This window comes from Cellulosilyticum sp. ST5, assembly GCF_046529625.1.
In the GTDB taxonomy this organism is placed as follows: Bacteria; Bacillota; Clostridia; order Lachnospirales; family Cellulosilyticaceae; genus Cellulosilyticum; species Cellulosilyticum lentocellum.
The window spans coordinates 4,273,483-4,290,476 of record NZ_CP132338.1 but is presented as its reverse complement, the minus strand read 5'-3'; the positions used below and the strand labels follow the sequence as shown (position 1 = coordinate 4,290,476).

At 35.0% G+C, this 16,994-nt stretch carries 16 protein-coding genes; 2 read left to right on the top strand and 14 right to left on the bottom strand.

Translation table 11 applies throughout. The features are described from left to right. Positions 1-17: 17 nt before the first annotated feature. The 4 genes from QTL86_RS20725 to QTL86_RS20710 form a co-directional block, all read right to left on the bottom strand. Positions 18-1,496 carry a methyl-accepting chemotaxis protein gene (locus QTL86_RS20725; protein ID WP_127064710.1) on the bottom strand — a complete coding sequence of 493 codons (1,479 nt, stop codon included), beginning with the start codon at positions 1,494-1,496 and terminating at the stop codon, positions 18-20. Between the two features lie 146 nt (positions 1,497-1,642). Next, positions 1,643-3,775: a transglutaminase domain-containing protein gene (locus QTL86_RS20720; RefSeq protein WP_127064711.1), complete on the bottom strand. Its 2,133-nt coding sequence runs from the start codon at positions 3,773-3,775 to the stop codon at positions 1,643-1,645. Beyond that, the gene (locus tag QTL86_RS20715) at positions 3,768-4,952 is read right to left on the bottom strand and encodes a DUF58 domain-containing protein (protein WP_410495948.1); all 1,185 of its coding nucleotides are present in this window, start codon (positions 4,950-4,952) and stop codon (positions 3,768-3,770) included. The genes QTL86_RS20720 and QTL86_RS20715 overlap by 8 nt, the downstream gene beginning before the upstream one ends. A gap of 2 nt (positions 4,953-4,954) precedes the next feature. Next, on the bottom strand, positions 4,955-5,881 hold the full coding sequence (locus tag QTL86_RS20710) for an AAA family ATPase (protein WP_127064713.1): 927 nt from the start codon (positions 5,879-5,881) through the stop codon (positions 4,955-4,957). A 167-nt stretch (positions 5,882-6,048) separates the two neighbouring features. Here QTL86_RS20710 and QTL86_RS20705 point away from each other — a divergent pair, with 167 nt between their 5' ends. Next, complete coding sequence (locus QTL86_RS20705; RefSeq protein ID WP_410495947.1) at positions 6,049-7,326, top strand: bifunctional folylpolyglutamate synthase/dihydrofolate synthase; 1,278 nt, start codon at positions 6,049-6,051, stop codon at positions 7,324-7,326. Positions 7,327-7,484: 158 nt separating this feature from the next. Here the strand turns inward: QTL86_RS20705 and QTL86_RS20700 are convergent, their stop codons facing one another. Next, a complete protein-coding gene (locus QTL86_RS20700) occupies positions 7,485-7,889 on the bottom strand; it encodes a DUF2871 domain-containing protein (protein WP_127064715.1) in 405 nt (134 codons plus the stop codon). A gap of 269 nt (positions 7,890-8,158) precedes the next feature. Between QTL86_RS20700 and QTL86_RS20695 the strand changes: the two genes are divergently transcribed. Continuing rightward, positions 8,159-9,511, top strand: coding sequence for an MATE family efflux transporter (locus QTL86_RS20695; protein WP_410495946.1), 1,353 nt, complete (start codon positions 8,159-8,161; stop codon positions 9,509-9,511). Positions 9,512-10,316: 805 nt separating this feature from the next. On the opposite strand, the gene QTL86_RS20690 is transcribed toward QTL86_RS20695, so the two are convergent. The 9 genes from QTL86_RS20690 to QTL86_RS20650 form a co-directional block, all read right to left on the bottom strand. Next, entirely contained in the window at positions 10,317-10,736 is a 420-nt protein-coding gene (locus QTL86_RS20690) for a pyridoxamine 5'-phosphate oxidase family protein (RefSeq protein WP_127064717.1), read from the bottom strand. Positions 10,737-10,751: 15 nt separating this feature from the next. Further along, positions 10,752-11,111 carry a VOC family protein gene (locus tag QTL86_RS20685; RefSeq protein WP_127064718.1) on the bottom strand — a complete coding sequence of 120 codons (360 nt, stop codon included), beginning with the start codon at positions 11,109-11,111 and terminating at the stop codon, positions 10,752-10,754. Positions 11,112-11,150: 39 nt separating this feature from the next. Then, positions 11,151-11,606 (bottom strand): pyridoxamine 5'-phosphate oxidase family protein, encoded by a 456-nt coding sequence (locus QTL86_RS20680; RefSeq protein WP_190283441.1) that lies wholly within the window; start codon positions 11,604-11,606, stop codon positions 11,151-11,153. 40 nt (positions 11,607-11,646) lie between these two features. Further along, positions 11,647-11,904, bottom strand: a complete 258-nt coding sequence (locus tag QTL86_RS20675) for a DUF3795 domain-containing protein (protein ID WP_127064720.1) — start codon at positions 11,902-11,904, stop codon at positions 11,647-11,649. A 121-nt stretch (positions 11,905-12,025) separates the two neighbouring features. Next, a complete protein-coding gene (locus QTL86_RS20670) occupies positions 12,026-12,856 on the bottom strand; it encodes a helix-turn-helix domain-containing protein (RefSeq protein WP_410495945.1) in 831 nt (276 codons plus the stop codon). Positions 12,857-13,173: 317 nt separating this feature from the next. Next, positions 13,174-13,473 carry a hypothetical protein gene (locus QTL86_RS20665; RefSeq protein ID WP_410495944.1) on the bottom strand — a complete coding sequence of 100 codons (300 nt, stop codon included), beginning with the start codon at positions 13,471-13,473 and terminating at the stop codon, positions 13,174-13,176. Positions 13,474-13,786: 313 nt separating this feature from the next. Further along, the gene (locus QTL86_RS20660) at positions 13,787-14,692 is read right to left on the bottom strand and encodes a DUF4367 domain-containing protein (RefSeq protein WP_410495943.1); all 906 of its coding nucleotides are present in this window, start codon (positions 14,690-14,692) and stop codon (positions 13,787-13,789) included. Continuing rightward, complete coding sequence (locus QTL86_RS20655) at positions 14,661-15,242, bottom strand: sigma-70 family RNA polymerase sigma factor (protein ID WP_410495942.1); 582 nt, start codon at positions 15,240-15,242, stop codon at positions 14,661-14,663. The genes QTL86_RS20660 and QTL86_RS20655 overlap by 32 nt, the downstream gene beginning before the upstream one ends. Before the next feature lie 264 nt (positions 15,243-15,506). Further along, positions 15,507-16,919, bottom strand: coding sequence for an MATE family efflux transporter (locus tag QTL86_RS20650; RefSeq protein ID WP_410495941.1), 1,413 nt, complete (start codon positions 16,917-16,919; stop codon positions 15,507-15,509). Positions 16,920-16,994: the final 75 nt, after the last annotated feature.

The following is a 16,994-nucleotide window of genomic DNA, read 5'->3' as shown; positions in this document are numbered from 1 at the left end:
TCTTCTTTTTATTCAAATTAAATATATTGTTTCATAGCCTTTGCACTCTCTAATAATCCACTAGCAATTTCTTTTGATCTTTGCACGCAGTTATTATTCTGCATCGTAGCTTCTGTCGTCATTTCTATACCTGCTAGAGTTTGCTCACTTATAGCTGCAATCTCTTGGGTATTTTTAATAAGCCGCTCATTAACCCCTACCATCTCATTAACCTTATCTGTAACAATACTTACTTGGTCATTAACTTCTTTCATATACTCAGTCGTTTCATTAAAGATTTCTCCTGTATTTACAATTAGCTCATTCTGCTCATCATTGGCTCCTTTTAGCCTAGTCATTGCCTCAACAGATGCAGCAGCTACTTGTTGAAGTTCATCAACAATAGCTGTAATATGACTAGCAAATTCACCACTCTGGTTAGCTAGATTTCTAACCTCTTCTGCTACTACTGCAAATCCTCTTCCTGCTTCTCCTGCCCTTGCACTTTCAATCGCTGCATTTAAAGAAAGGATATTCGTTTGTGCAGAGATAGCCGTAATAGCTTCAGTGATTTCATTAATCTCTTTTGATTTATCTCGTAGTTCTATCATAGATTTATAAACACTTTCACAGTTCTCATTCATTACTTCTGTTTTCACATTTAGAGCTTTAACAATCTTAACCCCTTCATCCATTTGTTTTATAGTAGTATGAGAGATCTCTTCCATATTCTTTGAAGCTTCTGAAGTATCCACAACTATGTTTTGAATATGCTCAGTTAAATTACTTTGCTCTTGCGCACTAAGTACTGCCTTCTCTGCTCCTGCAGAAATATCTCCTACTGCATCATTAATAGTACTTCCTGACTGTTCTAATTCAGTAATTGTTTGTCCTACTGCATTTGAATGTTGATCCAATTCACTTGCTATTTTTAAAACATTCTTCAGGATACCTTCTTGCTTCTCCTTAGCTTCTTCTAGCGCCCTCGTTTTTTCCTCATTAATGCTATTAGATAATTTTGTACCTATAATTGAACTAACTACAATCATAACAATAGAAGCCATTTGAATTGTATAATCCGTAGTTAAGTTAGAACTATTAGCTTGTACTATAAATATGAGCCACCCAACTCTAGCAGTATTAGCTAATACTACCGCACTCCCAAGTACTTTTATGAAAGTCAAGTCAAAGTATAGGAAGTATAACATCATAAAAGGAATGATATAAACATAAACTAATACCCGTGTTGTTGTAAACATACTGTATACATAAATAAGAAAAAAACCTATACTAGCAGCATATTTAAACTTAAGCCCTTCTTTATCTTTCTTATAAACGAAAGAAATAATACCTGTATAAACCAAAATAACACTAACAAATATAGCTACTGTTGTTACCGTCTTTTGCCCCTTAGCGATCTCACCAATTTGGCCTACTATTAAACAGAGGTTTAATATAAAAGTAAGTGCCAATACAAAACCATTTACCCTTTTTAAATCAACAACACTATTTTCCATTTTACCACTCCCAATCAACTACCTAATATTAAATATTCTTACAATATATTTCGACATAATCCTTTCTTTCTTAACAATATTTTTATATTATAATGCAATAAAATCCCAAAAAAGCTAATAACCTCCTCTTAGTTATTAGCCTTTTTCTATCTCTTCTTCCACGCTTTACGCTTTCTTAAATACTCATAAACCCTCAAAGCTTCTTCAATTTCTAATTTTGTCAAGCTCTTTCTACCATAAAAACACGCTTCATAAGGCTTAGTAATAGCCGTTATATCTATTTGATCTTTTAATAATCTTCTACTTAACTGCTCATAGGTTTCACCCGGAAGTATATCATAATCATATTGGCTTAGAAGTTTAAGTGTTGCCTCTATCAACCTCTTTATAGCTATTTCAGGCAAGCCCTCTAGAAGCTTCTTTTTCCAGTAAGCATAACTTAACACTCTAACTAGTACAACAAAAGGAATAAGTAACAACATCGGTAATAGAAGTTTACGCCCTAGGCTGAGAAGTTCATTTTCCACACCTATGCCATCAAATCCCGCGTTTCCTACACCTGCTACGTTGTTCCCTACTTCCTCCCTTTGGCTACTACTTGGCGTAGGGTCAAAAAGCATCCATCCATAACCTGATATATAAACTTCTACAAAGGCATGAGCATTCTTTTCTCTTATTATGTACTTGCCCTTCTCATCTTTTTCTTCGGAATAGTAACCACATACGTATCTAGTTGGTAATCCAATGCTCCTACATAAAAGTACCATCCCACTGGCAAAGTCTTGGCAGATACCTTGCTTTTGATTAAATATAAAATCATAAACAGGATCAGCCATTATATCCTTTTGTGGTGCACCATACACATAGGTATATTCGCCACTGTTTCTTAAGTATGCTTCAATAGTATTAGCCTTCTGTACATCGCTCATTGCTTCGCTAGTAAGTTGCTTAGCAAAACTATTTAGGTTGTAAGCCATTTGCTCCGGTACCTGTGTATACTTTGTCCTTAACCTATTATATGTTTCCTCTGACATAAATAAAGGTTCTGTATTATTACGTATATCTCCCCTAAGTACTTCTAACCAGTCTAGCCAATCCTCCCTATTTCCAACACCATCTGGATATCTAAATATTTCCACTATCTCAGGATTTTTAGCAACATAATTAATGGTATATCCTACTTGTTTTCTATCTTCTCCCTCCTGAAAACAAATATTATTGATATCTCCCGCCACTAACACGCTATCATCATTCGTATAAATACCTGTTAATCCATTAACAGTTAAATAATGTCTATAGTTATTTAGCTCATATATATAAGCACTTTTATCTCCTTCAATAGGAATATTTTCTTTCTCCAAATAAGGCTCTGTAATTTTCAAAAACAAGTCATATTCCCCTAAAAAGCTATTGGAGCTTATTTTTGTCAGTCTTGTATCCGACTTATCAATGCTCCATACTCCTCTATCATAGTGGCTATAGGCTATTTCTCTTAAATATAAAGGTTCTTCACTTTGTACTTCAAAAAGGATATTTTCTGAAAGACTAGGTCTTCTATCTAATTTAACACTACTGGGTAAATCACCGATTAAACTTTTATTATATTGTTGTAGCCACTTAGCTCCCGGTAAATATTCTAGCTGTGGTACTACTTTTATCCCTATGAGAATAACAAATAACATGATTGCTAGATGTCTCAAATAACCTTTTAGCGTTACATCATAATATACCGTGTCAGAAGGCTTCTTATCATTTTTATAAAAGCTCACAAAAATAAGTCCTAGACTCAAAATAAATAAGCTAGCTCTTTTTAAATCTACGCTTACCTGCTCATTAACTTCTAAAAATATAAATATACCAAAGACTAAAATATAAAGTGGCGGAAACCATCTATCTATTCTTCGTTTTACTACCTGTACTAGATCCTTTATCTCCAGAAATACAATAGAAATGCAACCAAGAAATAATAGTGTGCTTGTTCCTGCTTGAATAAAAAGCCCTAATAAGCCCTTCATAACTACTTTATTCTCTAAGTACCTCCAACTATATAGAGCTAGGCACAAGTAGAAAATAAATACTGTAGTAAACAAAATAGGCCTTTGCATTCTGGTGGTATAGAAGTAAGCTGCCAAAAGTGATAAATTGACAAAGAGCATACCCAAGGTAGTAGAAATAGGTTCATAGTCAAAGAACATGATTAGACTTATAGCCAAAACAAGACTTATCATAATCATCTTAAAAACTTGAAGCTGTATTTCCTTAGTATCTTCTTTAAACATACCTTTTCACCTCAAACTCCTCTGCTAAATACCAAGTATTTAACAGACCTTCTCCAGACCAAGGGCTTCTTTTCATTTCTAGTATATTTAAATATTTTTCATCTTCTAGTTGCTCTCCCAAGTTTCTACTCAAGGTAGGTGTTAAAAACAACTTACTTATTTCGAAAGGATAATTCTGCTTCAAATAGGCATAAGGCCATCTTTCTTCTCCTACTCGGCCCCCTCTCCCTGTATAGCTACTTAATAGAGTGGCTAATTGCTCTACCGCCGTAATCTCAGATAAAGTAAACTGTTTCCATGCGTTTTCTTCTTTGTAAATAAGGGTAACCTTTTCTTCTTGCTTTAAAAAAGCATAGGCACAAGAAATACATGCTACTAAGACTTTATCAACTAATTTAGCCCTGTTTTCTTCTTCTGTTTCCTCACAAATAGGATCAAGTATAAAAAGATATTCCCTTTTTATTACTGCATGTTCTTCTCTTTGACGTACCATATAGATGTCACGCCTAGCTAGCAGCTTCCAATGCATTAATTTTAAAGAATCCCCTTCTACATAAGGCGCTAACTCATGGCAAACCTCTCCATCACTACTTATAACCGGTATCTGATCTTCAGCCTGAGCTTTTACCTTTATCCTATTCAAAAGATATTCCATTTTTCCTAAAGGCATAGCTTGTGGTAATACATTAACTTCTTTTTGCAAACAGCAAATTATTCGCCATTTTATAAGTCCGAAATAATCTTGAACTACAATCTCTTCTATTCCCATAAAATCTTTTCCACTATATTCACCTATGTAATCTATGACTATTTCCTTTGTTGTAAGTGGCGGCAACGTCATACATATACTTTTATATTGCTTCGAAATAACATGATACGTAGGCTTTAAGAAAATATAAATATAGGGGCTTTGTAACCATGATTTATTTTGAATACTTAAGATTAATTCTACCCCTTCTTTTTTATTAATCCGAACCCTAGTGTCATCCTTTATAGAAAAACTTAAATGAGGTTTAACTAAAATAACATGAAGCCCAGATACTACTACCCCTATGATACAAATCGTTAAAAACTTCATATAAGTAGCATCGGTCTTCAAATAAAGGGTAACCACCAAATACAAAATCACCAGTATAAATAGATAATTAGGTGCTACCTTATTTTTCTTTTTCTTCATGTTTACACCACAACTTGAACCTTTCTAAGAGCTTCTTTAATAATACGCTCTACATGCTCTAATGATGCTTCATAACCAGATTTAAGACGTATACGATGACCTATAATAGGCACAATCACTTTCTGAACATCATCTGGAATGACATAGTCCCTGCCGTTTAATAGAGCCCAAGCCTTTGCTCCTTTTATTAGTGCTAGACTTCCTCTAGGATTTATCCCTATTTTTATAGCTTCATGATTTGCAATAGCTTCTATCACATCCAATAAGTAATCCTTTAACTTTTCATTTATCAACACTTCTTTTGCTTGTTCTCTAAGATTTAATAAAGTCTGATTCGACATTACCGCCTCTAGCTTACCCATAGGATCTTCATACTCATAGCGATTTAGAATCTCTCTCCAATCCCTTCTTACAGGATAGGTAATATAAAGTTTCATAAAAAACCTATCTAACTGCGCTTCTGGCAAAGGATAAGTTCCTTCATTTTCTACAGTATTTTGCGTAGCAATAACCATAAAAGGTGATGGTAATCTTCTAGTTTCTCCCTCAATGGTTACTTGCCTTTCTTCCATGGCTTCTAAAAGGCTTGATTGTACTCTCGGAGAAGCTCTATTAATCTCATCTGCTAGTAAGAAATTGCATAGTGCAGCTCCTTCTTTGTAATCCATCTCACCTGTCATACGATTATATAAATAATAGCCCGTTATATCAGAAGGAAGTACATCTGGGGTGAATTGCACCCTTTTAAATTCTCCATCTATGCTTTTGCTCAGCGCTAGAGCTAATTTCGTTTTTCCCACACCTGGAAGACCCTCCAATAAGACATGGCCTTCACTTAACAAAGCTACTAATAAATATTCTAAGTTCTCTTTTTCCCCTATAATCACTGATTCCATATTCTCTAACACTTTTTGTAAGGCTGTGTTCATTGTTCTCCCCCTATACGCTATCCTGTTTGAAATTATATCGTAAATAATATTCTAACATATTAAAATTTTTAAACAAATATTTTCCTATGCTTTTTATATTTTACTATCTATTGAAAGAAGAAGATTATTTTCTTATAATAGCTACATACTTTAACGAGGTGATAACTGTGTTCACAAAAGAAACTAACACTTATCTTGAATTATTGAGTACTTCTGGTACTCATTCAAATCTACATAGATTTAAAGAGCTCCTAGAAATATTAGGTAACCCTCAAGAAAAATTAAAATGTGTTCATCTAGCAGGCACTAATGGTAAAGGCTCTGTAGCTAGCTTGATCTCTGCTATCTTGCAAGAAGCAGGCTACAAAATAGGCCTTTATACTTCTCCCGACTTAGTTAGCGTCACTGAACGTATACGTATCGGAGACACTCTTATCTCAGAAAAAGACTTTGAAAGACTCCTTTTTCAGGTACGTGAAGCTGCTTCAAAGTTTCAAAATAAGTCTTTATTTACTTATTTTGAAGTTCTTACAGCCATCGCCTTTCTTTATTATAAAGAAAACAACTGTGATGTGGTGGTTCTTGAAACAGGTTTAGGCGGGAGACATGATGCAACTAATATTATTACAGCTCCTCTCTGCGCCGTCCTCACTACTATCTCTTATGATCATGTTCAAAGGTTAGGAAGTACCTTAAAAGAAATAGCTTACGAAAAAGCTGGTATTATCAAACCTTCTATTCCTACTATTAGTTATCCTCAAGAACCAGAGGTTTTAGACGTCATCACCTCTACCTGCCAAATGCAAAATGCCCCTCTTTACTTCTGCGATTTAAAAGAACTTACTTTCATTAATAATACCTTAGTGGGACAGGTCTTTAATTACAAGAACTATCAAAAACTCTCTATTCAATTATTAGGTAAGCATCAATGCTACAATGCTGCTCTTGCCATAGAAGTGATAGAGGTCCTTCTATATTTAGGCTTTACTATAAAATCTGAAGCTATTTATAAAGGTTTAGCCAAAGCCAAATGGCCTGGTCGTTTGGATATTATCCATCATAAACCTCTTTTTCTTATAGATGGCGCTCATAACGTTCAGGGTGCTCTGGCACTGAGAGATGCTATTACTTACTACTTTAAAGGTAAGAAAATCATTTATTTATTTGGAAGTTTAAAAGATAAGGACTATCATCAAGTCCTAGAACTTACTATGCCCCTAGGTCAGATTGCTATTTTAGTTACACCACCTAGCACTAGAGCTATAAGGGCAGATTTACTGCAAAAGCAAATTCAGAATTACTGCCCCCAAGTCTTTGCTGCGGCTACACTTAAAGAAGGTACTCAGCTAGCCCTTTCTCTAGCTGATGAAGAAAGTGTTATTATTGCTTTTGGCTCTCTTTATTTTATAGGTGAGATCCCTAAGATTCTTGAAACTTGTCTTTAAAACCATTCCTAGATACTGATTTCTAAATTTCAATTGGCCTTAAAACTTCATTTAAAATAAGAAATCTGTCGTTATCATATTGATTCATTGTTTTCTAAATTAATAAAAACACGTCTTCAGCTTACTTTAATAAGCCCTTTGAAGACGTGTTTTTCGCATTATTTTTCCGTTTTAATAGCCTTGCCTAAAAGCACCATAAACCAAATTAAAGCAATACCTAATAAAGTATGACTTACTCCAGCCATGTGACTTAAGCCTGCTATATCAAATCCTTTTACCTGTGCTACTCCTCTTGCTACCATAGTTGCTATAACTGTTACTAAACCAACTTGATAAGTAACAAACCATGCTTTCGCACTTTTAAGCTGCGATAACTGGAAGCTCTTGTCTAGGAGTAAAATAACTAAGAAGAAAATAAAACCTAGTACTAGCAGATGTGTATGTACACCCCTTAGTACTGTTTCTCCTGTAAAGTCCGACATTCTAGTTAGTTCTCTATAAAATACACCTGCTATAAGACCCAAAATCAAATAGGTAAATGACGCATAAAAATATTTTTTCATTTTAAGCCCCCTTAATGAAAAATACATCAGTTATATTTGTTTTTAGCTAATTATATTTTTAATAATAATTATCCTTTAAACATTATTAGTATATCAGATGTCACTTTCTATTTCTAGTGGCATATGAAAGAAACTTTATAATATTTAATATTAAGACAAAAAGGAATGAGATTAGTGAATTTCACTTGAAATAGAGTGAATTTTTTAGCAGAAAGGAATATAATAGGAAAGTGTTTTCACATATTAATACTGACATAAGGAGTTTGATTATGATTAAGGATATGACAGAAGGAACGCCTTCAAAGGTATTACTAGGTTTTGCTGTACCTATGATGCTTAGTGGTATGTTTCAACAATTTTATAATATCGCAGATAGTGTCATCGCTGGACAATTTGCTGGTTCTAATGCTGTTGCTGCCGTAGGAGCATCTTATCCTATTACAATGTTATTCATTGCTATTGCTACAGGAAGTGGGGTTGGTTGCAGCGTTATTGTTTCCAATTTTTTTGGTGCCAAGGACTATGCCAAACTCAAAACGACTATTACTACTTCAATTATTACTATTATTCTTTTAAGCTTAGTGCTTACCCTATTAGGTACCATCATTTGTAATCCCTTGATGCATCTAATGAACACTCCTTCAGATATTTTTGGAGATAGTGCTCTCTATCTTCGCATTTACATATGGGGGCTTATTTTTCTCTTTGTTTATAATATTACTACCTCTATTTTTAATGGCTTAGGTGATTCGAAAACACCTCTCTATTTTCTTATTTTTTCTTCTTTGTTTAATGTAGTTTTAGACTATGTATTTGTGGCTCATTTCGGCTTAGGTGTGGCTGGCGTAGCTTGGGCTACTTTTATCGCTCAAGGTATTTCTTCTATCTTATCTATTAGTTGCTTGATAGGACGCATCAAAAAGCTTAAGACTACTAAACACTATGAGTATTTCAGTTGGCCTATATTAGGACATATTAGCCATATTGCCATCCCTAGTATTCTTCAACAATCCATTGTTTCCATCGGACAGCTACTAGTCCAAGCTTTAGTCAACTCTTATGGTACAACTGTACTTTACGGTTACTCAGCAGCTATCAAAATTGATTCATTCTTTAAGATTGTTATTATTAGTATGGGAAATGCAGTTTCAAACTTCACGGCTCAAAACTTAGGTGGTCAAAAGCCTGAACGTGTTAAAAAAGGATATACTTCTTCCTTGCTCGTTATGCTCACTTACTGCATTGTAGCTTTCATCATCTGTCTCGTATTTAGTCCTACTCTCATCGGCATTTTCCTTGATAGCAAAACCGATCCCACACTTATTAAGGATGTTATCAGTATTGGTACTTCTTATATGATCATTGTATCTGCCGGTTACTTTGCCTGCGCCGTACTTCTAGTTAACAACGGTATACTTCGCGGCTCAGCTTATATGCTTGGTTTTACAACTGCTACTCTTACAGACTTATTTGTTCGTGTAGGTGCAGCTTACATACTAGCACATTGGTTTGGCTATAGCGCCATTTGGTACTCTATCCCTCTTGGATGGACTATAGGAACTCTCGTATCCTTTGTCTTTTGCTTTAAAAACACACGTAAGCTATCATTGCAATCGTCTTAAAAGCATTTAGGATGCAGGTATACAAATAGAAATTTGTCGGTGACTTTACTAGGCTATTTGGGCGGAACAGAGAGAGGGTGGCTACCTGTCGTGGTTCCGCTCCGTATTTTCAGTAGGCACTAAGCTCACTTTTTTGGATGAATGCCCACAAACTCGGTTCCCTCAAACACGTGGGCTAAGTACCATCCAAAACGTTCGCTAAGTGCCTACTGAAAATACTCCGAAGTCACCCCGTCAAGCAGCCACCCTCTCTCTGTTCTACCAACAATAACGCGTAAAGAACCTTCCTTAAGTGTTTTAAAGAAAAAATAAAAAAGAAAAAGAACAATTGCTATTATGTCTTTTCTGCACTTCTCGTTTAGGGACTTGAACGTTTATGAAGTTAATAATGCTTGTAAGGCTCCCTAACTTCCCCACATAGCTACTTCCTGGCAAAACAGGCTTATGGGAAGCTTGATATATTTATTTCTCTGGGCATCTGCCCTTATTCTGAGTGTTTTTACTATCGTTACGCCTTCCTTCCAGGCTGCTTCAATGTCGGAGGTGTTTATGCGGTCAATAACGTTTGTGAAAATGAGGGGGAGGGCTATCTGGAAGAGTGACTTGGGAGAATTTTTTAGAGGCACTTGGCGAACGTTTTGGATGGGTTTTAGCACGAGTGTTTGACTGAAAGGAGTTTTCGTGCGTTCATCCAAATAAGCGAGCCTAGTGCCTCTAAAAATATGAACCGGAACTCTGGAAGATAGCCCTCCCCCTCATTTTCCTCCAGACGTGATTCTCATAAATGCCCCCGACAAATTTGTATTTATAATACTCCCCTTGCCTCTTTCCAATCAACTAGGAGATTGTAACGTTGGGTGTTAAAACGTAACACACAATAATTGGGATCTTCAGGGCCACTAAAATGATTAGTGAGGCCCCCATACCACATTTCCTTTTTAATATCTAAATCTGTCACGATTTCCATTGTCCCAACTAGTGTAATATTATAATCCTCGGCATTAAAGCAAACACTAGCCCTATTACACTTATCAATGCGATTAGTTCTTGTACTGCCTAGTCCTGTACAAAAAGTAAGCCATTTGATACCATTTGCTTTAGAGGCTGTTATAGTAGAAGCCGTTGGATAGCCATCTAGATCCATTAGCGCTAATACACAATAAGAATTTTCACCTGTGTTTTTCTGAACTATTTCACCTGCTCGTTTTATAATCTCTTCATGCATTTTTTATCCCCCTATCTATATTGCAAAAAGGCACCAGCGAACTTTGAACTTATCAACAAAATCCACCATACAGGGGCTAAAGAAACAAGGACCTAGTGGAACATTTACCACACTACCTTCTTTCAAAATTTCATAAGCTCTTCTTACATCTTCTTCTTTTTTCATTTTAACATCTATTTGAAAGACTGTTCCTGTTATTGGTATATCTTCGGCAGTAGCTATTGCTATTTTTTGACCATAAGCTTCTATTTCTGAATGAAGTACTGTTCTTTCACGTGTATAATCAATACACTTTAGTTCTGCATCAAAGGCTTCTTTATAAAGCGCTATGGCTTCTTCTGCATTACTCACATATAGCTGTATCATAAATTCCATGATTTTCTCCCCTTTAAGCTAAAACTTATTAAATCCCTATTATTTATATTTACATGTTCTAAATTTACCTTCAATCCAAAATGTCGCCTCAATTGTATGAAACTTAAGCAATCGAAATTTAGGATCATCAATGCCTTTTGGGAAAAATTTTCTATCAGCTTCATTCCAAATCTTCAGTTGAAATGCTTTATCTTCAATAAATTCCACATCACCTATAAGCGTCACACTGTCTCCTTCTAAGGTATAACACACGCTAGCTCTAGGGTTATTTTCAAAATGCGTGGCTTTTCCATTTAAATGAGAACGCTTCGATGTTACAAAATAGATATCTTTGAAATCCTCCGCCTTCAATTTGGAAAGTGCACAAATTCTTGGATATCCTTTTTCATTTATAGAAGCCAAAGTTAATACATCACATTTTCCAAGTAATAAATTCGCCTTATCTTCTAGCTCTTTAATTCTCTCTTTTTGTATATCACTAGCCTTTTTCTCCACTATGTATAACCTCATTTCTAATCAAAGCTGCTTTATTACATTACTCCGCCCACTTTTTACATTGTTCAATACGTCTACCATTATCGCCTTGCTCTTTGTCATAAGCAAAACCATGAAGTGTATCACAAGGAAATTGTCCACACTGGCCGCAATGCTCATGTTTTTTATCCACACAACACGACTGCACTGAGCAGCTTTCTCCCCAGAAAGGCTTGTCGATATTCACACAGCCCTTACATCCTACCTGTTCCTTATAACTGCACTCATCACATAATATACCACATCTTGATTGTATCATTGGTATCTTCCCCCTCGTTCTGTTTTAGCTACTATTAACTTATAAAATAATATATCCTAACTATTTATCTTTCACTATAATTGCAGTACTTTGACAGTTACGATATATTCTATATACTAATTTAAAATTTATAATTTTCATTGTAAAAAACGGACATATTTTCACGATAAGCTTTCGGACTTACCCCTACTACTGCCCTGAAATCATGAATAAAATGAGCTTGGTCATAATACCCCAGAAACTGAGCAATCTCAGTAAGTTCTTTAGGACTACTATTTATTTGTTTAACAGCATTATTGATTCTTAATAGCCTTAAATAGGTTTTCACATTAATCCCTAGACTTTCATTAAATAATCTATTCAGATGTCTGGGACTATAAAAAGTATACTCTGATAAATCTTTCACTGTTAAAATCCCTTTATTTTGCCTAAGATAGGGCAATAAAGGCGTTACCTTATTGGATTGAGTTTGATTAATAAAGGTAAAATACTTAAATAGAACTGTATCTAATGCCTTGATTACTTCATCCAACGACCCACCAGCTTCTATTAATATCTTTAAGTCTTTCTCTAGAGTCTTGCTGAGCTCCTCTAGTGGCATTTGCAAATCAGTTACACTGTCTTGATTTAAACGAATAAATTGAGATACACCTCCCGGCATAAACTCAATAAACATTCTAAGCGGCACCTGTTTGCGATCATCCCCTACAATTACTGCTTTTGTAGTAGGCCCCCAAAAATAGCCGCTTAATTCATTACCATCGTAAGTCATTACAATACAGCCACTGGCATCTGGTAATACAGTAAGCAGCTTACTTCCTTGATTTGTAGATTCAACGTTACCTTTACTGCCAAACTGAAAAGTATAATGTGCAATATAGGGGGCAAGTAAGAGGGGCGGCTTTATATAATAACAATTTTTGTTTTGATAAATAATTCTCGTTTGTTTCATCTCTTCTTGCTCCTTCCTATATAGTTTTAGTACTAATTATTCTTTTTCCTTTGAAATCATTTCTCCACAACGGGGACAATATGTTCTTTCATCCAAATGCATTTCAGTATTCAATCTACCATCACAATGTGGACATCTATAAAATCTCCAGCTTATAGAGCCACTTATCCCTATAATGATAACTCCTAATATATTAGCTCCACCTACTATAAAGGCTACTGCTATGAGTAGGACAGCTAAACTTATCTATTTAACAAGCTCTAATTCTTCTACTGCATTTCTCTTATTCACCATTATGCTCCTTGTTACATTTGACATTAAAAGTCACTTGATTCGTTAAGGCTTCTTATATCTTTGCTTCTTCTAAACAAAAGACATCCTATAAATCCAATGATGCCAAGTAATACAAGAATCACAGCCATTCCGGAACCTGGACCACGTCCTACAAAATAACTTAAATAGCCTGCTAACTTACTATCTGAAAACATCAGTGGTTCAAATACTTGATCGGCTAAGGCTCCTCCTAGAAAATAGCCGATAGGAATACTCATATACTGCGGCGTATCTCTTGCTGAGAACACCCTTCCTTGTAATTCCATTGGTATCTGTGTTCTCATAATATAGGAGACACTGGCTGTGAAGAACGAAGTTGCTATTTCATTATCTGTCGCTATACCCTTTATTATAAACTATCTTTTTTATTTTTCACCCTATTACTCTCAATATATTTCGAAAATTTATAACCATTTGGATGCTATTGTAAAAGTATTTCAGGTAGGTCCTACTCTATGTCATAGGTATGCTGAGGAGCCATCTTATGCCCTAAGTAAGGCTTATTTAAGTCCTTAAGAAAGTTCATTTCATGAGTCTGGCACACTAAAAGGCCAAAGCTAGGAATCTCCTAACTTTGGCCTTTTGTTCTGCCTTATATTATTGAATAGACTCAGCTATTTTAATAAGCTGTTCTTTGTCTATTTTCCCTTGGGTACTCATGCCATATAATACACCATTAGCTTCCCAGTCAATACTATTTTCTCCTGTCATAATAGCCTTTACGCCACTTACTTGAACCTCTTCTACTATTTCATCTGTTCCTATAGAATAAGCTGTTTCTTCGTCTGCATGTCTTTGCTGCATGTAGATAGATTCTCCCGTAGCTTGATTAAGAAAATATAAACTAATATACTTACTATCCTTTACTTCTTTATCAGCTTCCTTATAAAACTCTGCGCGGTCAAATACATATCCTTCTGGTAAATAAGAAGGCAACTTTACTTCAAAACAAGTATACTGATTTAATAAATTCTTATCCTTTACAATTAAAGTATTATTTGCCTCATATAGAGCTTCTTCTTTCTCTGTAGTGAGCTTTCCTGTATTCATATCAATATCAACAATCTTTTCTCCATCTTTTGTATAAACGGCTTCAATCTCTTTGTCAAATGTAGTAACGGGCTTTCCTTCTTGGTCAAATAATTTACCTTCTAATATTTGTGGAAATGGATAGCTTTCTATATCTGGTGTTTCATATTGAACGACTTCTATGTTGCCTAAAGAAATCATTTTTACAATGTTCTCCATTATTTCTTTAGCAAATGCAGTCTGAGATAGCAACGCTGTACCTATTAATGCTGCCGCTACTATACCTGATATCTTCTTCATACTGATTGTTTTCTTCATTGCTATAGCCTCTTTTCTATTTACTTTGGTTAAGACATTCTTCCTCACCTTTTCTTTATTACTTACAAGGCTAAAATCTTGACTATATAATTGAGATTCTAATATTTGAAGCTCTCTATCTAAATCATCTACATTCTTTCTGTTTGTGGCTCTCATCATTTTCCTCCTCTAGCCTTGTTTTTAATTTTTTAAGGGTACGACATAAAATAACACTTACATGTTTTTCATTAAGATTCATTAAAATTCCAATTTCCTTATTAGAGAGATTTCCTCCATACTTATAAGCAATTATATTTCTTTCACGTTCATTAAGCTTTTTTATAGCTTTCAGTATCTCCGTCTGTTGCTCCATTTCTAAAATGATATGTTCAGGACCTTTCTCCTTAGAGATTGTTTCAAACACATGCTCTAATGGCTCCCATGGATACTTCTTTCTGCTCCTATAATAATCATTCATAGTGTTTCGCACGATTGTAAATAACCATACTTCAAACTTTCCTTTATCAGCTGTATAAGTCTGTAGTCTAGTAAATACTTTTTCAAAGGTTTGGCTTGTTAAATCCTCTGATACATCTTGATTATGCGTTCTATAATAATTGTAGTTATAGACTCGTTTATAATATGCTTCGAAGATATATGTAAAATCTAAGGACTCTACGTTCTGTGTAGCCTCTAAAGCTCTAGTATTTTGTATTGCCTGCTCCATTTACTCTTCCTCCCCATTAATGAAGTTATCCCTTAGCTAAGTTTCACTTCATAAGTTAATACGCATTACTTGTTATTTTACTACATAAAAAATAAATTTTAATAAAATATTCTTAATAAACAAACAAGAAGGATTGTTACAAAGGTGATATTTAATCACCATTATAACAATCCTTTTGCATGAGTACTTCTTATTTATACACAACTTTTCTATTTAAAGCTTTAATTATTCACATATTATACCCACAAATGTGATATATTCACCCTAAGCCTCTTGGTTAGTTGCCACTTTACTAAATTCTATTGGCGTTTCTTTCATAGGTTGCTCCTTAGCTACAATACTCTTCTCCTTCCATTTTCCTTGAGCATAACGTATGCAGCTAATGACTGCTGTTAAGGTCCATGTAAAACTTGATGTAAACCAAATACTTAACATACCGATGAAAGGCACAAAAGTGAGTGGTTTTGCAAAACCTACTCTTCCTCCTACTTCCACAAAGCCTGATAACATAGCAAATTTAACATCTCCAGAACCATTGAGTACATTTCTTGTTACATAAATCATACCTAAAGCTGAATAGAATACACTAGTGATACGAATACCTCTAGCCCCCTCTATAATAACCTCTTGATTATCTGTAAAGAGTCTCATAATCGCTTCCCCACCAAGCCATGCCACAGGTAGCATGACAATACTAAATACGGTGCTAATTAAAGTTCCTGCCCAGAAACCTCTCTTTACTCTATCTATTTTACCTGCTCCAATATTTTGTCCTGTATAAGTAGCAATTGCAGCACCTAATGAAGCAAATGGCTGCTGTACTAATTGTTCAAAACGTGTCTCTGCAGTAAAGGCAGCTACAATTGTTGGCCCAAACCCATTTACTACTCTTTGAAGTACAATACATGAAACAGCAATCATAGCATTCTGTAGAGCTACTGGTAAGCCTAAGAAAGTACATTGTCTAAAAATATGTAAATCTGGTACACATTCTTTAAGTGGTATTTTAAAAATAGGTACCTTTATCCAAGCATATACTAGGCAACCAATAGCAGCTATAATCTGTGCAATAACAGTCGCTGTAGCTACACCTAAGACAGCCATCTTAAATACAACAACAAACAATAAATCTAAGCCTACATTGACTACACATGCCACAGCTAAAAATATTAACGGTGTTTTTGAATCTCCTAACGCTCTAAGTATGGCTGCTACCCCATTATAAATAGCTACTGCTATAAGTCCACCACAAGTTACTTGTAAATATAAAACAGCATCATCTAACATGACATCAGGCGTGTTTAGCATGATCATGATTGGCCTTGCAGTAACAATACCTATAACACCCATAAACAAAGCGCTAATAGCCATAACATACAAAGATGTAGCTATAGCTTTCTTTACTTTATCTATTTCTCCCGCGCCAAAAAACTGGGAGATTACTATCCCTATCCCCGCTGCTAGACCAAAGCTTAGGGAGAAAAATAAAAAGCCAATCGATCCTGTAGCTCCTACTGCACCTAAGGCATTTTCTCCTACAAACTTTCCTACAATGACTGTATCTGCCATATTATACAGCTGCTGAAATAAGTTTCCTACTAACATAGGAATAGAAAACATTAGTAATAGCCTGGTTGGGCTACCTTTAGTCATATCCTGTGTATAACCTCTCGCCATAATCCTCTCTCCTTCAACCTTAAATTCAAAGTTTTAGCTTTGTTTTTTCCCTATCAATTAACATATTATAAGCAC

What these genes read in the sequence shown, in the direction of transcription:
- QTL86_RS20665 (WP_410495944.1), bottom strand. Translation starts at nt 13,473, where the DNA reads ATGAGAACACAGATACCAATGGAATTACAAGGAAGGGTGTTCTCAGCA.
- QTL86_RS20725 (WP_127064710.1), bottom strand. Translation starts at nt 1,496, where the DNA reads ATGGAAAATAGTGTTGTTGATTTAAAAAGGGTAAATGGTTTTGTATTG.
- QTL86_RS20710 (WP_127064713.1), bottom strand. Translation starts at nt 5,881, where the DNA reads ATGAACACAGCCTTACAAAAAGTGTTAGAGAATATGGAATCAGTGATT.
- QTL86_RS20655 (WP_410495942.1), bottom strand. Translation starts at nt 15,242, where the DNA reads ATGGAGCAGGCAATACAAAATACTAGAGCTTTAGAGGCTACACAGAAC.
- QTL86_RS20685 (WP_127064718.1), bottom strand. Translation starts at nt 11,111, where the DNA reads ATGGAATTTATGATACAGCTATATGTGAGTAATGCAGAAGAAGCCATA.
- QTL86_RS20650 (WP_410495941.1), bottom strand. Translation starts at nt 16,919, where the DNA reads ATGGCGAGAGGTTATACACAGGATATGACTAAAGGTAGCCCAACCAGG.
- QTL86_RS20670 (WP_410495945.1), bottom strand. Translation starts at nt 12,856, where the DNA reads ATGAAACAAACGAGAATTATTTATCAAAACAAAAATTGTTATTATATA.
- QTL86_RS20675 (WP_127064720.1), bottom strand. Translation starts at nt 11,904, where the DNA reads ATGATACAATCAAGATGTGGTATATTATGTGATGAGTGCAGTTATAAG.
- QTL86_RS20660 (WP_410495943.1), bottom strand. Translation starts at nt 14,692, where the DNA reads ATGAGAGCCACAAACAGAAAGAATGTAGATGATTTAGATAGAGAGCTT.
- QTL86_RS20715 (WP_410495948.1), bottom strand. Translation starts at nt 4,952, where the DNA reads ATGAAGAAAAAGAAAAATAAGGTAGCACCTAATTATCTATTTATACTG.
- QTL86_RS20695 (WP_410495946.1), top strand. Translation starts at nt 8,159, where the DNA reads ATGATTAAGGATATGACAGAAGGAACGCCTTCAAAGGTATTACTAGGT.
- QTL86_RS20720 (WP_127064711.1), bottom strand. Translation starts at nt 3,775, where the DNA reads ATGTTTAAAGAAGATACTAAGGAAATACAGCTTCAAGTTTTTAAGATG.
- QTL86_RS20690 (WP_127064717.1), bottom strand. Translation starts at nt 10,736, where the DNA reads ATGCATGAAGAGATTATAAAACGAGCAGGTGAAATAGTTCAGAAAAAC.
- QTL86_RS20700 (WP_127064715.1), bottom strand. Translation starts at nt 7,889, where the DNA reads ATGAAAAAATATTTTTATGCGTCATTTACCTATTTGATTTTGGGTCTT.